The organism is Enterobacter sp. SECR19-1250, assembly GCF_013391025.1.
Taxonomy (GTDB): domain Bacteria; phylum Pseudomonadota; class Gammaproteobacteria; order Enterobacterales; family Enterobacteriaceae; genus Enterobacter; species Enterobacter cloacae.
On the sequence record NZ_JACASJ010000022.1, the window covers coordinates 23726 to 41535 of the forward strand.

Consider the following 17810-nt stretch of genomic DNA (forward strand, 5'->3'; position numbering starts at 1 on the left):
TAGCGTATTCCCGGTCAAAATTTCGACTGAGACGACATAAAACACCAGCCCTACCCGGTTATCCCCAGAACATTTTCATTTTTAACATTTGTCAAGCCAGGTAATGGTAGTTTTATGGCAACCGGTGACACTTTTATGACGGCAATTGATTTTATCTAACCAGTTAAATCTTAAAGGATATTTTCCAGAGCCGCGTTTCGCGTCAATTTGGGCGTAACCCGCGTCTTCTCTCGCTTATCGCGTGTTTTCTAACTCTAATGCACATGGTTATCCACAGGAATAGTGGATAACTGCGTCCAGCCCATACAGACTGCCGCTCAGCAAATTCCCGGTTTTTCCCACGAGGCGGTGACAAAAAATTTTTATCGCTAATTTTTGCCAATCAACCGTTGCGTTATTCATAACCAACCAATGAGATCTTGCTCACAATTCAGCAATTTCAGTCCCTGCACCACCGCTAACAGTTCTGGCACTGAGACAGTGCAATCCGCTTATCGATCGGTCGTTTTGCGACGGCATTATCCTAAAAAAGCCTCTTTTTTAATCAGTTCAACGGTTCTGGCAGGAGATTTGCAGCTTCATTAACGAGCCTCACCCACATACATTTTTAAGGAGAGAAAGATGTTGAGTCTGCGTGCAGTCAATCAGTTTTACGGAAACCAACATACGCTATGGAATGTCGATTTGGATTTACCGCAGGGCTTATGCACAGGGGTGATTGGTCTGCCCGGCATGGGAAAAACCACCCTCATCAACTGCATCACCGGCGCGTTACCGGTGCAGAGCGGAACCATCGTCTGGCACGAAGCCGGTGCCCCGCCTTGTGATTTACTGCGTCAGGCACCGGATCAACGCGTGCTGCCGGGGATTGGCTACGTGCCACAGGACCGACGGATTTTTTCGCAACTGACCATTGAGGAAAACTTGCACATCGCCATGCGGGCGACAGGGGCAACGGACACGCGTGCAAAAAGCGATGTCTATGACCTGTTCCCGCAGCTGTGGGCGCTGCGACAGATTCGGGCGAACGGGCTCTCCCCGGACGATCAGTATCAGCTGGCGCTGGCTAACGCGCTGGTCAACCGACCGCGGGTATTGATTCTGGATGAGCCGCTGCAGGGCGCAGGGTACAGCTTTGCTCAGAAGCTGGGCCATCTGCTGGCGAGGCTTAATCGTGAGCTGGGGATGACGGTGTTATTAGCCGAGCAGCAACTGTCGTTTATCCGCCGGGTAGTGGATCGCTTCTGTATGCTGTATCGCGGGCGTAACGTGGCCCAGGGCCACGTTACCGAGCTGGATGACGAGCTTATTGCCCACTGGATGTCGCGGGAAGCAAGGCACTGAGGTCGAGATAATGTCCGGTGTCGGCGTGCTCAGCACCGTCCGCAAGCCATGGGATCTCCCCAAGGAACGGCGCGGGAAGCACTCGCCTGAGCGTGGCCAGATACTCCTGATGACGCTTACCGGGTGCGACCACGTCGTTGGCTATCCAGCCCGCCAGACGCAGCCCGGCCTGCTGAATAGCCTGTGCCGTTAACATGGCGTGGTTGATACAGCCGAGCTTCACCCCGACCACGAGGATCACCGGAAGCTGCTCGCGCTGGACCCAGTCCGCAAACGTCAGTTCGTCCGACAGCGGCGTAAACCACCCCCCTGCGCCTTCCACCAGTACCCAGTCAGCCTGGCGTTCCAGTGCGCTCAGGCCGTCCGAGAGCACGGAAAACGCGATGGGGCGACCTTCGTCGGCGCTGATAATGTGCGGCGACGTCGGCTCGGCAAAGGTATAGGGATTCACCGCCGCATAGTCCAGCGGCAGCGTGCTGTTACGCTGCAGCGCCAGCGCGTCGGTATTGCGTAACCCCTGTGCCGTCATCTCACTTCCGGAGGCGACGGGCTTGTACCCGGCGGTGGTTTTGCCCTGCAGACGAGCCGCCTGCAACAGCGCGGAACTGGCCACCGTTTTACCCACTTCGGTATCCGTTCCGGTGACAAAATAACGTTCAGTCACGTTCGATAATCCCATGAAAGAGTTGATAAGAGAGCGGGAAAGTGCCCCGCCGCTGCGGCCAGGCCAGCTCCAGGCGCTGCAATTGCCCGCGCGTGAGCGGTTTTCTCTCGCGCCCGGCATGCAGATGCGTAGCGCCAATGCCCTTCAGCGAGCGCATGGCGCTGAACGCATCACTAAAGTTCAGCGTGATGGTCTGCACCTGGCTGCGAAAGCGCCAGCCCGTCAGCGCGTCCGTCACCTGTTCATACGCTAAAAAGCGGTTGGCGTGCGGCTGTTCGTCTACCGCTTTCCATGCCTGATTCAGCTCGGGCAGCGAGCTTTCCAGCAAGGTGGTAAAGGCCACCTTTCCGCCCGGACGCGCCACGCGATACAGCTCGTTTAACGCCTGCGAAAGGCTACTGCACCACTGTACCGCCAGGTGACTCCACACCAGATCGAACTGCGCATCCGGCAGCGGAAGCGACTCAATATCGCCAGTCAGATAGCGGTCAGCCGCCTGTTGCTGTCGCGCCTCGTCCAGCATCTGCTCAGAGAGATCGAGTGCGGTGACGTGGCTTCCGGCGTCGCGCCAGTAGCGGCTGTTGCCGCCGGGGCCGCATCCGGCATCCAGTACGTACCGGAAACGACGCGCACCGAGTAGCTCAAGCAGCCCCTGAGCGCTCTGACGCTGAAGCTCATCATGCTGCGAATAACTGCGTGCAGCCCGGCCAAACGCCGCCGCAATGGCCTGTTTATTGACTGGCGACATGGAGAGCCTCCAGCAGCGCATCGATATCTTCCGCTTTGTGCGCCGCCGTCAGCGTCAAACGCAGACGCGCCGTACCCGGCGGCACGGTGGGCGGACGGATGGCCGTGACCCACATTCCCCGTTCGCGCAGCGTCTGTGCCAGCGCGAGCGCGCGGCTGTTTTCCCCCACGATAACGGGCTGGATGGCGCTCTGCGAATCGGTGCTTTGGAAAGGAAGCCGATCCAGACCCTGACGGAAACGCTGAATATGTTCTGCCAGACGCGCGCGCCGTTCAGCCCCCTCTTCACCGCGGATCACCTCCAGCGAGGCAGAGAGCGCCACCGCCTGCGCAGGCGGCATACTGGTGCTGTAAATCAGATGTCGGGCGAACTGCAACAGATAATCGGCGACGGACTCGCTGCACAGCACGGCGGCCCCGCTCACGCCAACGCCTTTGCCAAAGGTGACGATCAGCAGTTCCGGCTTCACGCCTTGCTGACTGGCGCTACCGCGACCGTCCTCACCCATCACGCCAATACCGTGGGCATCATCCACCAGCAGCCAGGCGTTTTGCTGTTTCGCAACGTCAGACAGCGCACGAAGCGGCGCGCTGTCGCCATCCATGCTAAACACCCCTTCCGTCACAACCAGCTGTTGTCCGGCACAGGGTTTATCCAGCAGCGTGGCGAGCGAAAGCGCATCGTTGTGGGCAAAGCGCCGCAGCTGTGCCGGGCTGAGACTCGCCGCCTCCAGCAAAGAGGCGTGGCTTAAGCGGTCCGCGGCGATACGATCGTCCTTGCCCATCAGCGCGGCAATCACCGCCTGATTGGCGGCAAAGCCGGAGATGAACAGCAGCGCGCGTGGATAGCCCAGCCAGTCGGCAAGCGTCTCTTCCAGCCCCTGATGCGCTGTTGTATAGCCGCTGACGTGCCCCGAACCACCGCTGCCCACGCCGTAGTGTTCCGCCCCCTGCTGCCAGGCGCGAACAATCGTCGGATGCTGGCTCAGGCCGAGATAATCATTGCTGGAAAAATTACAGTACTGCCGCCGGGCGTGGGTCAGAAAACGGCCTGCACCGTTTTCCACTACCCTGCGAACGCGAAAAGCGTCCCGCGCCCGGCGCTCTTCTAGCGCGGATTGAATACGAGCCTGCCAGGTCATACGGATGCCGCGTTGTAGAACTGTTCGGTATCGGTGTTGAAAATCTGCTGCTCCAGCTGCTGCTGTTGCTCGTTATCTCCCGCCAGCACCTCGGTCTGATGCGGGTTCAGCCCCAGCTTGCGGAACAGCTGGACGTCTTTGTCCTCTTCCGGGTTCGGCGTGGTCAGCAGCTTGCAGCCGTAGAAGATGGAGTTAGCGCCAGCCATAAAGCACATCGCCTGCGTCTGCTCGTTCATCTGTTCGCGACCGGCAGAAAGGCGGACGTATGAGGTTGGCATCATGATGCGCGCGACCGCGATGGTGCGGATAAAATCAAACGCATCGACATCCTCGTTATCCGCCAGCGGCGTGCCTTTGACCTTCACCAGCATGTTGATTGGCACGCTTTCCGGCGGGGTCGGTAGGTTCGCCAGTTGCAGCAGCAGACCGGCGCGATCTTTCACCGTTTCACCCAGCCCCACAATCCCGCCCGAGCACACTTTGATGCCCGCTTCGCGCACTTTGTCCAGCGTATCCAGACGCTCCTGATAGGTACGGGTGGTGATGATGTTGCCGTAAAACTCTGGCGAGGTGTCGAGGTTGTGGTTGTAATAATCCAGCCCTGCAGCAGACAGGCGCTGCGCCTGCTCTTCGTTCAGCGTGCCGAGGGTCATACAGGCTTCCAGCCCCATCTCTTTGACCCCTTTTACCATCTGCTCCAGGTACGGCATGTCGCGATCGTGCGGGTTTTTCCATGCCGCCCCCATGCAGAAACGGGTAGAGCCGGCGTTTTTCGCCTTACGCGCGGAGTCTAGCACCTGCTCCACTTCCATCAGACGTTCGGATTCCAGCCCGGTTTTATAGCGCGCGCTCTGCGGGCAATATTTGCAATCTTCCGGGCAGGCACCGGTCTTGATCGACAGCAGCGTACTGACCTGAACATGGCGCGGATCGAAGTGCTGACGATGCACCTGTTGGGCTGCGAACATCAGCTCCAGGAAAGGTTTATTGAATAATTCAGTGACTTGCGACATCGTCCAGCGTGCGTGGTGAGCCATGGGGCTTCTCCAAAGGGTTTTGTTAATTTTCGGTTCGGTTTATACTCGTAAACCTAAAACTTTTCAAAATGGTTTACAAGTCGATTATGACCCAGGACGATCTCGCCTTCGACCAGCAGCATATCTGGCACCCTTACACCTCCATGACCCGCCCGCTTCCGGTCTACCCGGTGGCCTCGGCCCACGGCTGCGAACTGCACCTTGCCAGCGGCGAGCCGCTTGTTGACGGTATGTCATCCTGGTGGGCGGCCATTCACGGGTACAACCACCCGCGTCTGAATGCCGCGATGAAAGCGCAGATTGAGCAGATGTCGCACGTGATGTTTGGCGGCATTACCCATCAACCGGCGGTTGATCTCTGCCGTCGTCTGGTGGCGATGACGCCCGATGCGCTGGAGTGCGTGTTCCTTGCCGACTCCGGCTCGGTGGCGGTGGAAGTGGCGATGAAAATGGCGCTGCAGTACTGGCATGCCAGGGGGGAATCCCGTCAGCGATTCCTGACCTTCCGCAACGGCTACCACGGCGATACCTTTGGCGCGATGTCGGTGTGCGATCCGGATAACTCCATGCACAGCCTGTGGAAGGGGTACCTGCCGGAAAACCTGTTTGCCCCGGCCCCGCAGAGCCGTTTCGACGGCGAGTGGAATGAAATGGACATGGTCGGCTTTGCGCGGCTGATGGCTGCCCACCGCCATGAGATTGCCGCCGTGATCCTCGAACCTATTGTTCAGGGTGCTGGTGGGATGCGCATGTACCATCCCGAGTGGTTAAAACGCATTCGTAAAATGTGTGACCGCGAGGGCATCCTGCTGATTGCCGATGAGATCGCCACCGGATTTGGCCGCACGGGTAAGCTGTTTGCCTGCGAACATGCGGATATCACACCGGATATCCTGTGCCTGGGGAAAGCGCTGACCGGCGGCACCATGACACTCTCAGCCACCCTCACTACCCGCCAGGTGGCCGACACCATCAGCGACGGCGAAGCGGGCTGCTTTATGCATGGCCCTACCTTTATGGGCAATCCGCTGGCCTGCGCGGTGGCAAACGAAAGTCTCGCGATCCTGCAAAACGGCGAGTGGCAAACGCAGGTTGCGGCGATTGAGGCGCAACTGAAAGAAGAGCTCAGTGCCGCCTCGGGGGCGAATTTCGTGGCGGACGTGCGCGTGCTGGGTGCCATCGGCGTGATTGAGACCACCCATCCGGTGAATATGGCGGCATTGCAGCGCTTCTTTGTAGAGCGGGGTGTCTGGGTGCGGCCTTTCGGCAAGCTTATCTACCTGATGCCACCGTATATCATCACGGCTGAACAGCTACGCACGTTAACCGCCGCGGTGGTTGAAGCCGTTAACATTCCGGCGCATTTCACGATTTGACCCTATGCGTTACACTTCCTGAACGAGTGAATAACGAGGGCAAACCGTATGAAAATCATCAGTAAAGATCTGCGCGACGGCGAAAAACTGCCTGAACGCCACGTCTTCAACGGGATGGGGTATCAGGGAGATAATATCTCTCCGCATCTGGCATGGGACGATGTGCCGGCGGGCACCAAAAGCTTTGTGGTCACCTGCTACGACCCGGATGCGCCGACCGGCTCCGGCTGGTGGCACTGGGTTGTGGCCAACCTGCCCGCCGATACGCGCGTTCTGCCGCAGGGTTCCGGCTCCGACCTGGTCGCCCTGCCGGAAGGCGCCATTCAGACGCGCACCGATTTTGGGAAAGCCGGTTACGGTGGCGCAGCGCCGCCAAAAGGAGAAACGCACCGCTATATCTTCACGGTTCACGCGCTGGATGTAGAGAAGATTGAGGTCGACGAAGGGGCGAGCGGCGCGATGGTAGGGTTTAATGTGCATTTCCATTCGCTGGAGAGCGCGTCGATTACGGCGATGTATTCGTAATTGTGCGGGCTGATGACCCCTCACCCCAGCCCTCTCCCCAAAGGGGAGAGGGTGTTCAAGTCCCCTCGCCCCTTTGGGGAGAGGGTTAGGGTGAGGGGGAAAAAATCACAACACCGGCGGCAACAACCCCACCAGACGCCCCTCTTCCAGAAGCTGCATCGCCTTATCAATATCCGGCGCAAAGAAGCGGTCATCATCGTAATGCGATACGTGCTCACGCAGCGCATGACGTGCCTGCTCCAGCAGCGGGCTGGACTTCAGCCCTTCACGCAGATCGATCCCCTGACACGCCGCCAGCCATTCCACTGCCAGCATGCCACGGGTATTGGCGGCCATCTCCCACAGACGACGTCCGGCTGCCGGAGCCATTGAGACGTGGTCTTCCTGGTTGGCAGAGGTTGGCAGGCTGTCCACGCTGTGCGGATGCGACAGCGCTTTGTTTTCGCTCGCCAGCGCTGCGGCCGTCACCTGGGCAATCATAAAGCCTGAATTCACCCCGCCGTTGCGCACCAGGAACGGTGGCAGCTGGGACATATGCTTATCCATCATCAGCGCAATTCGCCGCTCGGACAAGGCGCCCACTTCGGCAATCGCCAGCGCGATGTTATCCGCCGCCATCGCCACGGGCTCGGCGTGGAAGTTACCACCGGAGACCACCTCGTTTTCCTGGGCGAACACCAGCGGGTTATCGGACACCGCGTTGGCTTCCACCAGCAGCACTTCTGCGGCCTGGCGCAGCTGCGTCAGACACGCGCCCATCACCTGCGGCTGACAGCGCAGCGAGTACGGATCCTGTACCTTGTCACAGTTATGGTGCGAATCAGCAATCTCACTGGTCTCCGTCAGCAGATGGCGATACATCGCGGAAGCGTCAATTTGCCCGCGCTGGCCACGTACGTCATGAATACGCGCGTCAAACGGACGACGCGAGCCCAGCACCGCCTCCGTGGTCAGCGCACCGCACACCACGGCCGAGGCGAACAGATCTTCGGCTTCAAACAGACCGCGCAGCGCAAAGGCCGTGGAGGCCTGCGTGCCGTTAAGCAGCGCCAGCCCCTCTTTTGCCGCAAGGGTGATTGGCGCTAATCCGGCCTTTTTCAGCGCCTCTTTTGCCGGGAGCCACTCTCCCTGCCAGCGCGCCTGACCTTCCCCCAACAACAGCAGCGACATATGCGCCAGCGGGGCGAGATCGCCGGAGGCGCCAACGGAGCCTTTGGCGGGGATCCACGGATAGACTTCCGCGTTCACCAGCGCTATCAGGGCCTGGATCACGCTCAGACGAATGCCGGAAAAGCCGCGCGCCAGACTGTTAATTTTGAGCACCATCATCAGACGGACAATCTCGTCGTCCAGCGGCTGGCCAACGCCTGCGGCATGGGAAAGCACCAGCGAACGCTGGAGATTTTCCAGATCGTGCGTGGCAATGCGTGTCTGCGCCAGCAAACCAAAACCGGTGTTGATACCGTAGGCGGTACGCCCCTCGGCAATAATGGCTTCAACGCAGGCCACGCTGTCGTTAATGGCGGCATGGGCGCATTCATCCAGCGAGAGCGTGACCGGCTGACGCCAGACGTGACGCAGCTGTTTGAGCGTGAGCGAGCCGGGAGTGAGTGTTAACGCGTTCATTCATGCTTTCCTTGTGTGGCAGGGATCATCGGCAGGTTAAGTCCCTGCTCTGTGGCACATTCAATAGCAATCTCGTAACCCGCATCTGCGTGACGCATCACGCCGGTTGCCGGGTCGTTGTGCAGCACGCGTGCGATACGCGCGGCGGCTTCATCCGTTCCGTCACAGACGATAACCATCCCGGAATGCTGGGAGAAGCCCATCCCCACGCCGCCACCGTGGTGCAGCGATACCCAGGTCGCGCCGCTGGCGGTGTTGAGTAAGGCATTCAGCAGCGGCCAGTCGGAGACCGCGTCTGAGCCGTCGCGCATGGCTTCGGTTTCACGGTTCGGGCTGGCGACGGAGCCAGAATCCAGATGGTCGCGACCAATCACAATCGGGGCTGACACTTCGCCGCTGCGCACCATTTCGTTAAAAGCCAGACCCAGCTTTTGCCGCCACGCCAGCCCAACCCAGCAGATACGCGCCGGCAAGCCCTGGAAGTTAATGCGCTCGCGGGCCATATCCAGCCAGTGGTGCAGGTGTTCATCGTCCGCGACAATTTCCTTCACTTTGGCATCGGTTTTGTAGATATCTTCCGGGTCGCCGGACAGGGCCACCCAGCGGAACGGACCGGTACCGCGACAGAACAACGGACGAATATAGGCTGGGACAAATCCCGGAAAATCAAAGGCGTTGCTGACGCCCATCTCTTTTGCCATCTGGCGGATGTTGTTGCCGTAATCGAAGGTCGGAATGCCCATCTCGCTGAACGCCAGCATGGCGGAGACGTGTTCTGCCATCGAACGCTTAGCGGCCAGTACCGTGCCTTCAGGATCGGTTTCGGCTTTTTGCTGGTAGGCTTCCCACGTCCAGCCTTTTGGCAGATAGCCGTGCAGCGGATCGTGGGCGCTGGTCTGGTCGGTGACGAGGTCAGGGCGAACGCCACGGGCCACGAGTTCCGGCAGGATCTCTGCCGCGTTGCCGCACAACGCTATCGATACCGCTTTACCTTCCGCGGTGTATTTTTTGATACGCGCCAGCGCGTCATCGAGGCTGTCGGCCTGTTCGTCAACATAGCGGGTACGCAGACGGAAATCGATGCGGCTCTGCTGGCACTCAATGTTCAGCGAGCAGGCGCCAGCCAGCGTCGCGGCCAGCGGCTGTGCACCGCCCATGCCACCCAGACCCGCGGTCAGTACCCAGCGGCCTTTCAGCGAGCCGTTGTAGTGCTGACGACCGGCTTCGACGAAGGTTTCATAGGTGCCCTGCACAATCCCCTGGCTGCCAATGTAGATCCAGCTACCCGCGGTCATCTGGCCATACATCGCCAGCCCTTTGGCATCCAGTTCGTTAAAGTGTTCCCAGGTCGCCCAGTGTGGGACCAGGTTAGAGTTGGCAATCAAAACGCGCGGCGCGTTTTTGTGGGTTTTAAACACGCCGACCGGCTTGCCGGATTGCACCAGCAGGGTTTCGTCGTGTTCCAGTTCGGTCAGGGCCTTAACAATGGCGTCATAGCATTCCCAGTTGCGCGCGGCGCGGCCAATGCCGCCGTACACCACCAGCTCGTGGGGGTTTTCCGCAACCTCAGGATCAAGGTTGTTCATCAACATGCGCAGTGGTGCTTCGGTGAGCCAGCTTTTGGCGGTAAGGGTGGTGCCGCGCGCGGCGCGGACATCCTGCTGACGGTATTTACCTGACGACATTGTGTGCTCCTCATACGGGACAGATGATGCATTTAGATATACTTGTATAGACAAGCACACACAAGGTCAGATTTAACAAAAAAGATACAATTTTGTTATATTGCGTTAGCTATCACGCTTTTAAAACTTATGACATAAAGTGGCCCTGCAACCGATAGCGGCTACCGGGGAACAGCAGTCTTGCATGCGACACAATCTGCGCGGATGACCAGGTGCGGCGGCGGATCAGCAGGCAGGGATCGTGCTCTTTGATACGCAGCAGCTCGCACTCCTGCGGCGTCGCGCGCACCGCTTCCACAATATGCTCCCCTTCCGTCAGCGGTGCGACAAGCGAGAGAAAGGCATGTGGCGTGGTTTGAGTGTAATCCTGATCCAGATAGTCCGGTATCCGTTCGGCGTTAACGCAGCGATCCTCAATCTGCACCGGCACGTCATTTTCGAAATGCACCATTACGGAATGGAAGATCCGGGTTCCCTCCTTGACGTTCAGTACCGCAGCCTGCTCGGCGCTGGCCTGCGTCTCTTCAAGCACCAGCACTTCGCAGTGGTGCTGATGGTTTCGCGACGCTATCTCGTCCGCAATGCTGCGGATTTCAAACAGCGCCGATTGTCCTTTCGGCTCCGCCACAAACGTCCCGACCCCCTGCAGACGCACCAGCAGGCCTTCGTCGGTTAGCTCGCGTAACGCCCGGTTGATGGTCATCCGGCTAAAACCAAACTGCGCCACCAGATCGGCTTCAGAGGGAATGCGGTCATGCGGCCGCCAGACGCCGGTGGCGATTTTTTCGCTGATCATCTGCTTCACCTTTTCATAGAAAGGCGCGGGAGAGCCGGACGGCGGCTGAGGTGAGCGTGAGAACATCGTGACTCCTTAAATATTGTTATGCCCACCAGTGAGCAATTTGCCAGGCCAGACGGGCGGCAAGCTTCGCCCCCTGTCCGTCCCGATCGTAGTGAGGGTTAAATTCTACCAGATCGGCGGCCTGCAGTTTTCCGCTACGGCAAATGCGTTCGATCGCGGGCAGGAGATCCCGCGCAGGCACGCCTAACGCCGCGGGGGCTGACACGGCGGGCATCTCGGCTGCGGGCAGAACGTCCAGATCAATGGTGAGGTAAACACGATCGGCCTGCGCCAGCACCTGTTCCAGCGCTGGTAGCGCATCCCGGTGGAAATGCAGATCGTCCACCAGCGTGGCGTTAAGCCGTTCAGCCTCGTCAAACAGCGCCTGGGTGTTCGCCGCGCGGCTGACGCCAAAACAGGCGTACTGAAATTCCCGCGCGTGGTCAGCACAGTAGTTCGCCAGCTGACGAAACGGGGTGCCGGAGGTGGCCCGTTCGGCCTTGCGCAAATCAAGATGCGCATCCAGGTTGATGACCGCCACGCGCTCATTCGGGAACGCCTCAAGAATACCACGGCCGTGGGCCCAGGCGGTCTCGTGTCCGCCGCCCAACACCAGCGTACGCATGCCAGCCTGCTGACAGGTGACCACGGCATCGCTCAGTGCCTGTTGGCCCTCTTCCAGTTGGTCATCCTCAACATAAACCGACCCCATGTCCACCAGCCGTTCGTGGCCGGAATGCGTTGCCATGTTCGCCAGCGCCTTACGCAGCACGTCGGGAGCCTGCGCCGCCCCCTGCCTGCCCTGATTACGCCTTACTCCTTCATCACAGGCAAAGCCTATCAGCGCAATCGCGGATGAAACCGGGGTAAATTGCGACGGCTGGCGTATGGTCTGAAAAATACGTTTTGCGTTGCTGGCCTCGGCGCTGTCGTCGCGCCCCTGCCAGACGGTCTCTGCAACGGGCTGCCAACTCATACTGCCTCCCCCCGGAAAATGCGTTGATACAGCGGATTGCGTCCCGGCTCGTAAACCATTTCTACCGGATGGTCTGCATCCCAGACGATAAAATCAGCCATAAAACCGGCCTTTAACTGCCCGTGCGTTGTTCCACGCCCCAGCGCCTGCGCGGCGTGCCGCGTGACGCCAGCCCAGGCCTCTTCAGGCGTCAGGCCAAACTGTACGCAGGCCATGTTCATGGCCAGATGAATGCTCGCGAACGGGCTGGTGCCGGGGTTGTAATCCGTGGCGACCGCCATCGGTACGCCCTGCGCCCGGAGCTGTTCAACCGGTGGACGCTGACGCTCCTGAAGAAAATAGAACGCGCCGGGCAGCAGTACCGCAACCGTGCCGCTTTGCGCCATGGCCTGAACACCCTTCTCATCCAGGTATTCGATATGATCGGCAGATAACCCTTTAAATCGGCTGACCAGCGCCGCACCGCCCAGGTTAGAAAGTTGCTCCACGTGCCCTTTCACCGGAATACCCCGTGCGCGGGCGGCCAGGAAAAGCCGCTCGGTTTGTGCTGGCGTGAAGCCGACGTTTTCACAAAAAACATCCACCGCTTCGAACAGCCCTTTTTGCCACAGTTCGGGCATGATCTGCTCGCACACCAGTGTGAGGTACGCGTCTGGATCGTGGCGGTATTCCGCCGGAACCGCATGTGCCGCCAGCAGGGTTGGGCTGATCTCAACCGGATTACTCAGGCTGAGCTGGCGTGCGACCTGCAGCATTTTTTCTTCAGCCGCGGCGTTAAGACCGTAGCCGGATTTGATTTCCAGGGTGGTCACCCCTTCATTCATTAACCGCTCCAGCCGCTGCTGCGCCAGTGTAAGCAAATTTTCCGGCGAACTGTCGCGGGTTGCCGAGACGGTGGCGTTAATTCCGCCCCCCTGTGCGCTGATGGTCTGATAGGAGACACCGTTGAGACGCTGCTCCCACTCCGCCGCGCGATTGCCGCCAAACACCAGGTGGGTATGGCAGTCGATAAGACCCGGCGTGACCAGGCGTCCACCGAGATCGACGCATTTATCATGCCCGGAAGGGAGGTCTGCTTCAGGAATGACGGCCAGAAGGGTTTGACCGCGCACCACAAGGGCATGATGCGCTTGCAGGCCATAAGATTCTTCACCAGGAACCATTGTCGCCAGTCGCGCATTTCGCCATATCACATCGTCGGGATGAAGTTGCAGCATAAGCCTTTCACTTGTCATGGGTTGTATAGACATTTATTTTCATCTGCTGGCTGCTGTCAACCGCCTTTATGAAAATGTTATTTATTTGTGACGACTTTCCCGCCCCCTGCGGGCGAAAAATGCAACTTTTCCCCTTTTTATCTTCCCGTTTCGCTCAACTTAGTATAAAAAAGCAGGCTATTTCGTCTATCTCGTTTAAGACTTGCATACCCAGGAGCTTCACCTTGAACATTTCCAGGATTTCCCGTCTGGCGTTGGCACTCGCCTTTGGCGTGACATTATCCGCATGCAGTTCAACGCCACCGGATCAGCGACCTTCTGAGCAGGTCGCGCCAGGCACCGCGTCCCGTCCGATTTTGTCCGCTGATGAAGCGAAAAACTTCGATCGCGCGCACTACTTCTCCGCGATGGATCCAAACGCTGCGCCGTGGACGCCGTCTTCTACTAACCTGCCGAAGCAGCCAAACTTTGTTGTGGGTCCGGCAGGGGCGCAGGGCGTGACGCATACCTCTATTCAGGCTGCGGTTGACGCTGCCATCACCAAACACAGCGCATCTCGCCAGTACATCGCGATCATGCCAGGTGAATATGAAGGTACCGTTTACATTCCGGCAGCACCGGGCAGCATCACCCTTTACGGTCTGGGCGAAAAAGCCATCGACGTTAAAATTGGTCTGGCGATTGATTCCGAGATTGACAGCACCACCTGGCGTCACCTGGTCAACCCGGCGGGTAAATACATGCCGGGCAAACCGGCCTGGTATATGTTTGATAACTGCCAGAGCAAGCGTGCAGCTACCATTGGCGTGATGTGTTCTGCGGTCGTCTGGTCTCAGAACAACGGTCTGCAACTGCAAAACCTGACCATTCAGAACACCCTGGGCGACAGCGTTGATGCGGGTAACCACCAGGCCGTGGCGCTGCGTAGCGATGGCGACAAAGTGCAGATCAACAACGTGAATATTCTGGGTCGTCAGAACACCTTCTTCGTGACCAACAGCGGCGTACAGAACACCCTGCAGAATAACCGTCTGACCCGTACGCTGGTGACCAACAGCTACATCGAAGGTGATGTGGATATGGTCTCCGGTCGTGGCGCGGTGGTATTTGATAACACCGATTTCCGCGTCGTGAACTCACGTACCCAGCAGGAAGGTTATGTCTTTGCGCCAGCGACACAGTCTAATCTGTTCTACGGTTTCCTCGCCGTCAACAGCCGCTTCAACGCCTCCGGTGACGGCGTGGCGCAGCTGGGTCGCTCCCTGGACGTGGACTCTGCAACCAACGGTCAGGTTGTGATCCGCGACAGCGTTATCAACGAAGGTTTCAACGTGGCAAAACCATGGGCTGACGCCGCCATCTCCAAACGTCCATTCTCCGGCAATACCGGTTCCGTGGACGATAAAGGAAACGTGCAGCGTAACCTGAACGACGCTAACTTCAACCGCATGTGGGAATACAACAACCGCGGTCTGGGTAGCAAAGTGGTTGCTGAGCCGAAGCAGTAATCTGTTTTGCCGGGTGGCGGCTTCGCCTTACCCGGCCTGTCCGTTACTGCAGTACCACCGGGCATAAAAAAACCTCGCGTTCGCGAGGTTTTTTGTTTTAAGCCGCTTAGTGAGCGTTTACCACTACCCACATTGGCCCCTGGCCTACCGCATAGCGCCCTTTCTCTTCCAGCAAGCCCTGCTCGCCTTTGATTTCGTACAGGGCGATGTGGTGAGACTTCTGCCCCGCTGCAATCAGGTATTTACCGCTGTGATCGATATTAAAGCCACGCGGCTGCGTTTCCGTCGGCTGGAAGCCTTCTACTGCCAGCACGCTGCCGTCTTCCGAGACGCTAAAGATGGTGATCAGGCTGGAAGTACGGTCACAGGCGTAGAGATGGCGACCATCCGGCGTAATGTGAATATCCGCCGCCCAGCGGGTATCCGAGAAGTCAGACGGCATCATATCCAGCGTCTGCACGCACTCAATCTGCCCGTTAGGATCTTTCAGTTCCCAGACGTCCACTGAACTGTTCAGCTCGTTGACCACGTAGGCGTACTGCTGGTTTGGATGGAAGACCATATGACGCGGGCCTGCCCCCTCTACGGTGGTCACTTCAGCCGGATTCTGCGCCACCAGGTGACCATCGTCGCTCAGGGTAAACAGGCAGATACGATCCTGCTTCAGCGCCGGTACCCACAGCGTGCGGTTATCCGGAGAGATGTTCGCCGAGTGGCAGCCTTCCAGCCCTTCCACCACATCCACGGTTTCGACCGGAATGCCCTCTTCCAGACGCGTCACGCTGACACAGCCCGCGTTATAGGAGCCGCTGAAAACAAAGTTGCCCTGGCGATCGGTTGAGATGTGAGTTGGGCTACCCGGCAATGGCGCTTCCGCAGTGTAAGTCAGCGCGCCGTCATCCGGAGAGATGCGGTAGGCCAGCACGCGAAACTCCGGGCGCACACCCACGTACAAGAAACGTTTATCCGGGCTGATCGCCATTGGTTGTACCTGACCAGGCACATCAACAACCTGCACCAGCGTGAGGGTCCCCTCGGCATTTAAACGCCAGACGTGGATCTGCTGGCTTTCAGGACTGGCGGTATAAACGGTTTGTTTCATGAATATTCACTCCTCACTGCGCATGAAAGTAGGTAACTTTTGACGGTGAATGCTGAATTGTCGACGGGAATTTTGACGCGTTCGCCTCTCGGTGTACCATCCCATCAGATCGTAAATTCAATATTAACCCGGAAAAACAAATGACCTCGCGTGTGATTGCTCTGGATTTAGACGGTACCTTACTGACGCCGCAAAAAACCCTTCTCCCCTCCTCCCTTCAAGCGCTTAAACGCGCGCAGGAAGTGGGATATCAACTCCTTATCGTAACGGGTCGACATCACGTTGCCATTCACCCTTTTTATCAGGCACTGGCGTTAGATACACCTGCAATTTGTTGTAATGGCACTTATTTGTATGATTATCAAGCAAAAAAGGTTTTAGAATCCGACCCGCTGCCGGTTCCCCAGGCATTGCAGTTAATTGATCTGCTGGATGAACATGCGATCCACGGCCTGATGTATGTCGATAATGCGATGGTCTATGAGCGCCCGACCGGCCACGTTATCCGCACCACCAACTGGGCTCAGTCACTGCCAGAAGCGCAGCGTCCGGTCTTTACCCAGGTCTCTTCCCTGCGCCAGGCGGCTCAGGATGTTGAGGCTATCTGGAAATTCGCGTTAACCGATGAAGATACCAGCAAACTGAATACCTTCGCGAAACACGTTGAACAGGCGCTGGGTCTGGAGTGCGAATGGTCCTGGCATGACCAGGTGGATATTGCCCGTAAAGGCAACAGCAAAGGTAAACGCCTGACGCAGTTCGTGGAGTCTCAGGGGTGGTCAATGCAGGATGTGATCGCCTTTGGCGATAACTACAACGACATCAGCATGCTGGAATCCGCCGGAACGGGCGTGGCAATGGGCAATGCCGATGACGCGGTGAAAGCGCGCGCTAACGTGGTGATTGGCGATAACACCACCGACAGCATCGCGCAGTATATTTATACCCACCTGCTGTAATCAGGTGGTAATGGAGACGCTCTTGATTTGCGCGTAAAGCCACAGGCCAGGTTTGATCCCTAACTCATCCCTGGCCCACGGACTGATCCGTGCCCAGAGCGTCCTGCTCCCCACCTCAAGCTGCACCTCTACCTGACCGTTATCATCAAAACACTCGGCGACCTTCGCGCGCAGGATATTTCGGATACTGGTCTGCAGCGGAGGCTGTAAAACCAGAGAGACATCCGACGCCTGAATACGAATACGCAGCGCCGACTGCAGGGGCTTGTCGATTTTATTCACCCACAGGTGCTGGTCGCCCAACGCCAGGGCGGTCATCGCGTAATGCGGATGGTGCTCCAGCACGCTCACCTTCAGGATACTGCTCTGCTGCTCCCGGGGCAGCCACGGGTGCATGACGCTACTGCCCCAGACCTCTTCAAGATTGCCAAACGCCTTTACGCTGCCGTTTTCCAGCACCAGTACGTTATCCGCCAGATGCAGAATTTCATCCAGGGAGTGGCTGACGTACAGCATCGGGATCTTGATTTCACGCGCCAGGCGCTGGAGATACGGCAGGAGTTCACGTTTACGCGGAATATCCAGCGAGGCCAGCGGCTCATCAAGCAGCAGGAGTTCGGGGGCGGTGAGCAACGCGCGCCCTATCGCCACTCGCTGTTTCTCACCGCCGGAGAGCGAGGAAGGCAACCGGTCAAGCAGTGGCTCAATGCCCAGCAGCGTCACCAGCTTGTCAAACTGCGCGGCCATGCTTTTGGCCATGCCATAACGCAGATTCCCGCGCACGCTGTAGTGCGGGAATAACCGCGCATCCTGAAACACATAGCCAATACGCCGTTTATCCGGCGTCAGGTAAATCTTGTTTTCAACGTCATTCAGGACGCGATCGTTCAGCACAATGCGCCCTGCCTGCGGGCGTGTCAGGCCACCGATCGCATTAATGAGCGAGGTTTTCCCGGCGCCGGAGACCCCAAAGATGGCGGTGATGCCGGTGGCAGGCAGCGTCTCGTCCAGTGTAAGGGTGTGGTTTCCCAGCGTCTGGGTGAAATGGAGTTCCAGCATAA

General features: G+C 58.3%; 16 protein-coding genes. 5 read left to right on the top strand and 11 right to left on the bottom strand.

What is annotated here, in order from left to right; all coding sequences use genetic code 11:
• The first annotated feature begins 621 nt into the window (after positions 1-621).
• On the top strand, positions 622-1344 hold the full coding sequence (locus HX884_RS08225; RefSeq protein ID WP_178327961.1) for an ABC transporter ATP-binding protein: 723 nt from the start codon (positions 622-624) through the stop codon (positions 1342-1344).
• On the opposite strand, the gene bioD is transcribed toward HX884_RS08225, so the two are convergent.
• The 4 genes from bioD to bioB are packed head-to-tail and all read right to left on the bottom strand — an operon-like array spanning position 1307 to position 4934.
• Positions 1307-2008 carry a dethiobiotin synthase gene (gene bioD, locus HX884_RS08230; protein WP_178327962.1) on the bottom strand — a complete coding sequence of 234 codons (702 nt, stop codon included), beginning with the start codon at positions 2006-2008 and terminating at the stop codon, positions 1307-1309. The two genes, HX884_RS08225 and bioD, sit on opposite strands and share 38 nt — an antisense overlap.
• Positions 2001-2756 (bottom strand): malonyl-ACP O-methyltransferase BioC, encoded by a 756-nt coding sequence (gene bioC, locus HX884_RS08235; protein WP_038986061.1) that lies wholly within the window; start codon positions 2754-2756, stop codon positions 2001-2003. Before bioC ends, bioD begins: the two co-directional genes overlap by 8 nt.
• Positions 2740-3897 carry an 8-amino-7-oxononanoate synthase gene (gene bioF / locus HX884_RS08240; protein WP_178327963.1) on the bottom strand — a complete coding sequence of 386 codons (1158 nt, stop codon included), beginning with the start codon at positions 3895-3897 and terminating at the stop codon, positions 2740-2742. The genes bioC and bioF overlap by 17 nt, the downstream gene beginning before the upstream one ends.
• Positions 3894-4934, bottom strand: coding sequence for a biotin synthase BioB (bioB, locus tag HX884_RS08245; RefSeq protein ID WP_178327964.1), 1041 nt, complete (start codon positions 4932-4934; stop codon positions 3894-3896). The genes bioF and bioB overlap by 4 nt, the downstream gene beginning before the upstream one ends.
• 68 nt (positions 4935-5002) lie before the next feature.
• Between bioB and bioA the strand changes: the two genes are divergently transcribed.
• Together bioA and HX884_RS08255 are read left to right on the top strand one after the other, a co-directional pair.
• The gene (bioA, locus tag HX884_RS08250) at positions 5003-6310 is read left to right on the top strand and encodes an adenosylmethionine--8-amino-7-oxononanoate transaminase (RefSeq protein WP_047024379.1); all 1308 of its coding nucleotides are present in this window, start codon (positions 5003-5005) and stop codon (positions 6308-6310) included.
• A 48-nt stretch (positions 6311-6358) separates the two neighbouring features.
• Positions 6359-6835 (top strand): kinase inhibitor, encoded by a 477-nt coding sequence (locus tag HX884_RS08255; RefSeq protein WP_013097504.1) that lies wholly within the window; start codon positions 6359-6361, stop codon positions 6833-6835.
• A 105-nt stretch (positions 6836-6940) separates the two neighbouring features.
• Here HX884_RS08255 and hutH read toward each other — a convergent pair whose 3' ends face one another.
• The 5 genes from hutH to hutI all read right to left on the bottom strand — a co-directional run bounded on the left by hutH (position 6941) and on the right by hutI (position 13180).
• Positions 6941-8461 carry a histidine ammonia-lyase gene (gene hutH / locus HX884_RS08260; RefSeq protein ID WP_178327965.1) on the bottom strand — a complete coding sequence of 507 codons (1521 nt, stop codon included), beginning with the start codon at positions 8459-8461 and terminating at the stop codon, positions 6941-6943.
• On the bottom strand, positions 8458-10146 hold the full coding sequence (gene hutU, locus HX884_RS08265; RefSeq protein ID WP_178327966.1) for a urocanate hydratase: 1689 nt from the start codon (positions 10144-10146) through the stop codon (positions 8458-8460). Before hutU ends, hutH begins: the two co-directional genes overlap by 4 nt.
• A gap of 127 nt (positions 10147-10273) precedes the next feature.
• The gene (locus tag HX884_RS08270) at positions 10274-11008 is read right to left on the bottom strand and encodes a histidine utilization repressor (protein WP_161657402.1); all 735 of its coding nucleotides are present in this window, start codon (positions 11006-11008) and stop codon (positions 10274-10276) included.
• A 19-nt stretch (positions 11009-11027) separates the two neighbouring features.
• Positions 11028-11963, bottom strand: a complete 936-nt coding sequence (hutG, locus tag HX884_RS08275) for a formimidoylglutamase (RefSeq protein ID WP_038986072.1) — start codon at positions 11961-11963, stop codon at positions 11028-11030.
• On the bottom strand, positions 11960-13180 hold the full coding sequence (hutI, locus tag HX884_RS08280) for an imidazolonepropionase (protein ID WP_029882493.1): 1221 nt from the start codon (positions 13178-13180) through the stop codon (positions 11960-11962). The genes hutG and hutI overlap by 4 nt, the downstream gene beginning before the upstream one ends.
• 224 nt (positions 13181-13404) lie before the next feature.
• Between hutI and HX884_RS08285 the strand changes: the two genes are divergently transcribed.
• Positions 13405-14688 (top strand): putative acyl-CoA thioester hydrolase, encoded by a 1284-nt coding sequence (locus HX884_RS08285; protein WP_178327967.1) that lies wholly within the window; start codon positions 13405-13407, stop codon positions 14686-14688.
• 106 nt (positions 14689-14794) lie between these two features.
• Here HX884_RS08285 and pgl read toward each other — a convergent pair whose 3' ends face one another.
• Positions 14795-15790: a 6-phosphogluconolactonase gene (gene pgl / locus HX884_RS08290; RefSeq protein WP_013097511.1), complete on the bottom strand. Its 996-nt coding sequence runs from the start codon at positions 15788-15790 to the stop codon at positions 14795-14797.
• Positions 15791-15930: 140 nt separating this feature from the next.
• Here pgl and HX884_RS08295 point away from each other — a divergent pair, with 140 nt between their 5' ends.
• Positions 15931-16749: a pyridoxal phosphatase gene (locus HX884_RS08295; protein ID WP_178327968.1), complete on the top strand. Its 819-nt coding sequence runs from the start codon at positions 15931-15933 to the stop codon at positions 16747-16749.
• On the opposite strand, the gene modC is transcribed toward HX884_RS08295, so the two are convergent.
• Entirely contained in the window at positions 16750-17808 is a 1059-nt protein-coding gene (gene modC, locus HX884_RS08300) for a molybdenum ABC transporter ATP-binding protein ModC (RefSeq protein WP_095439903.1), read from the bottom strand.
• Positions 17809-17810: the final 2 nt, after the last annotated feature.

What these genes read in the sequence shown, in the direction of transcription:
- HX884_RS08255 (WP_013097504.1), top strand. Translation starts at nt 6,359, where the DNA reads ATGAAAATCATCAGTAAAGATCTGCGCGACGGCGAAAAACTGCCTGAA.
- bioC (WP_038986061.1), bottom strand. Translation starts at nt 2,756, where the DNA reads ATGTCGCCAGTCAATAAACAGGCCATTGCGGCGGCGTTTGGCCGGGCT.
- modC (WP_095439903.1), bottom strand. Translation starts at nt 17,808, where the DNA reads ATGCTGGAACTCCATTTCACCCAGACGCTGGGAAACCACACCCTTACA.
- hutI (WP_029882493.1), bottom strand. Translation starts at nt 13,180, where the DNA reads ATGCTGCAACTTCATCCCGACGATGTGATATGGCGAAATGCGCGACTG.
- pgl (WP_013097511.1), bottom strand. Translation starts at nt 15,790, where the DNA reads ATGAAACAAACCGTTTATACCGCCAGTCCTGAAAGCCAGCAGATCCAC.
- hutU (WP_178327966.1), bottom strand. Translation starts at nt 10,146, where the DNA reads ATGTCGTCAGGTAAATACCGTCAGCAGGATGTCCGCGCCGCGCGCGGC.
- bioB (WP_178327964.1), bottom strand. Translation starts at nt 4,934, where the DNA reads ATGGCTCACCACGCACGCTGGACGATGTCGCAAGTCACTGAATTATTC.
- HX884_RS08270 (WP_161657402.1), bottom strand. Translation starts at nt 11,008, where the DNA reads ATGTTCTCACGCTCACCTCAGCCGCCGTCCGGCTCTCCCGCGCCTTTC.
- hutG (WP_038986072.1), bottom strand. Translation starts at nt 11,963, where the DNA reads ATGAGTTGGCAGCCCGTTGCAGAGACCGTCTGGCAGGGGCGCGACGAC.
- bioF (WP_178327963.1), bottom strand. Translation starts at nt 3,897, where the DNA reads ATGACCTGGCAGGCTCGTATTCAATCCGCGCTAGAAGAGCGCCGGGCG.
- HX884_RS08225 (WP_178327961.1), top strand. Translation starts at nt 622, where the DNA reads ATGTTGAGTCTGCGTGCAGTCAATCAGTTTTACGGAAACCAACATACG.
- bioA (WP_047024379.1), top strand. Translation starts at nt 5,003, where the DNA reads ATGGTTTACAAGTCGATTATGACCCAGGACGATCTCGCCTTCGACCAG.
- HX884_RS08295 (WP_178327968.1), top strand. Translation starts at nt 15,931, where the DNA reads ATGACCTCGCGTGTGATTGCTCTGGATTTAGACGGTACCTTACTGACG.
- hutH (WP_178327965.1), bottom strand. Translation starts at nt 8,461, where the DNA reads ATGAACGCGTTAACACTCACTCCCGGCTCGCTCACGCTCAAACAGCTG.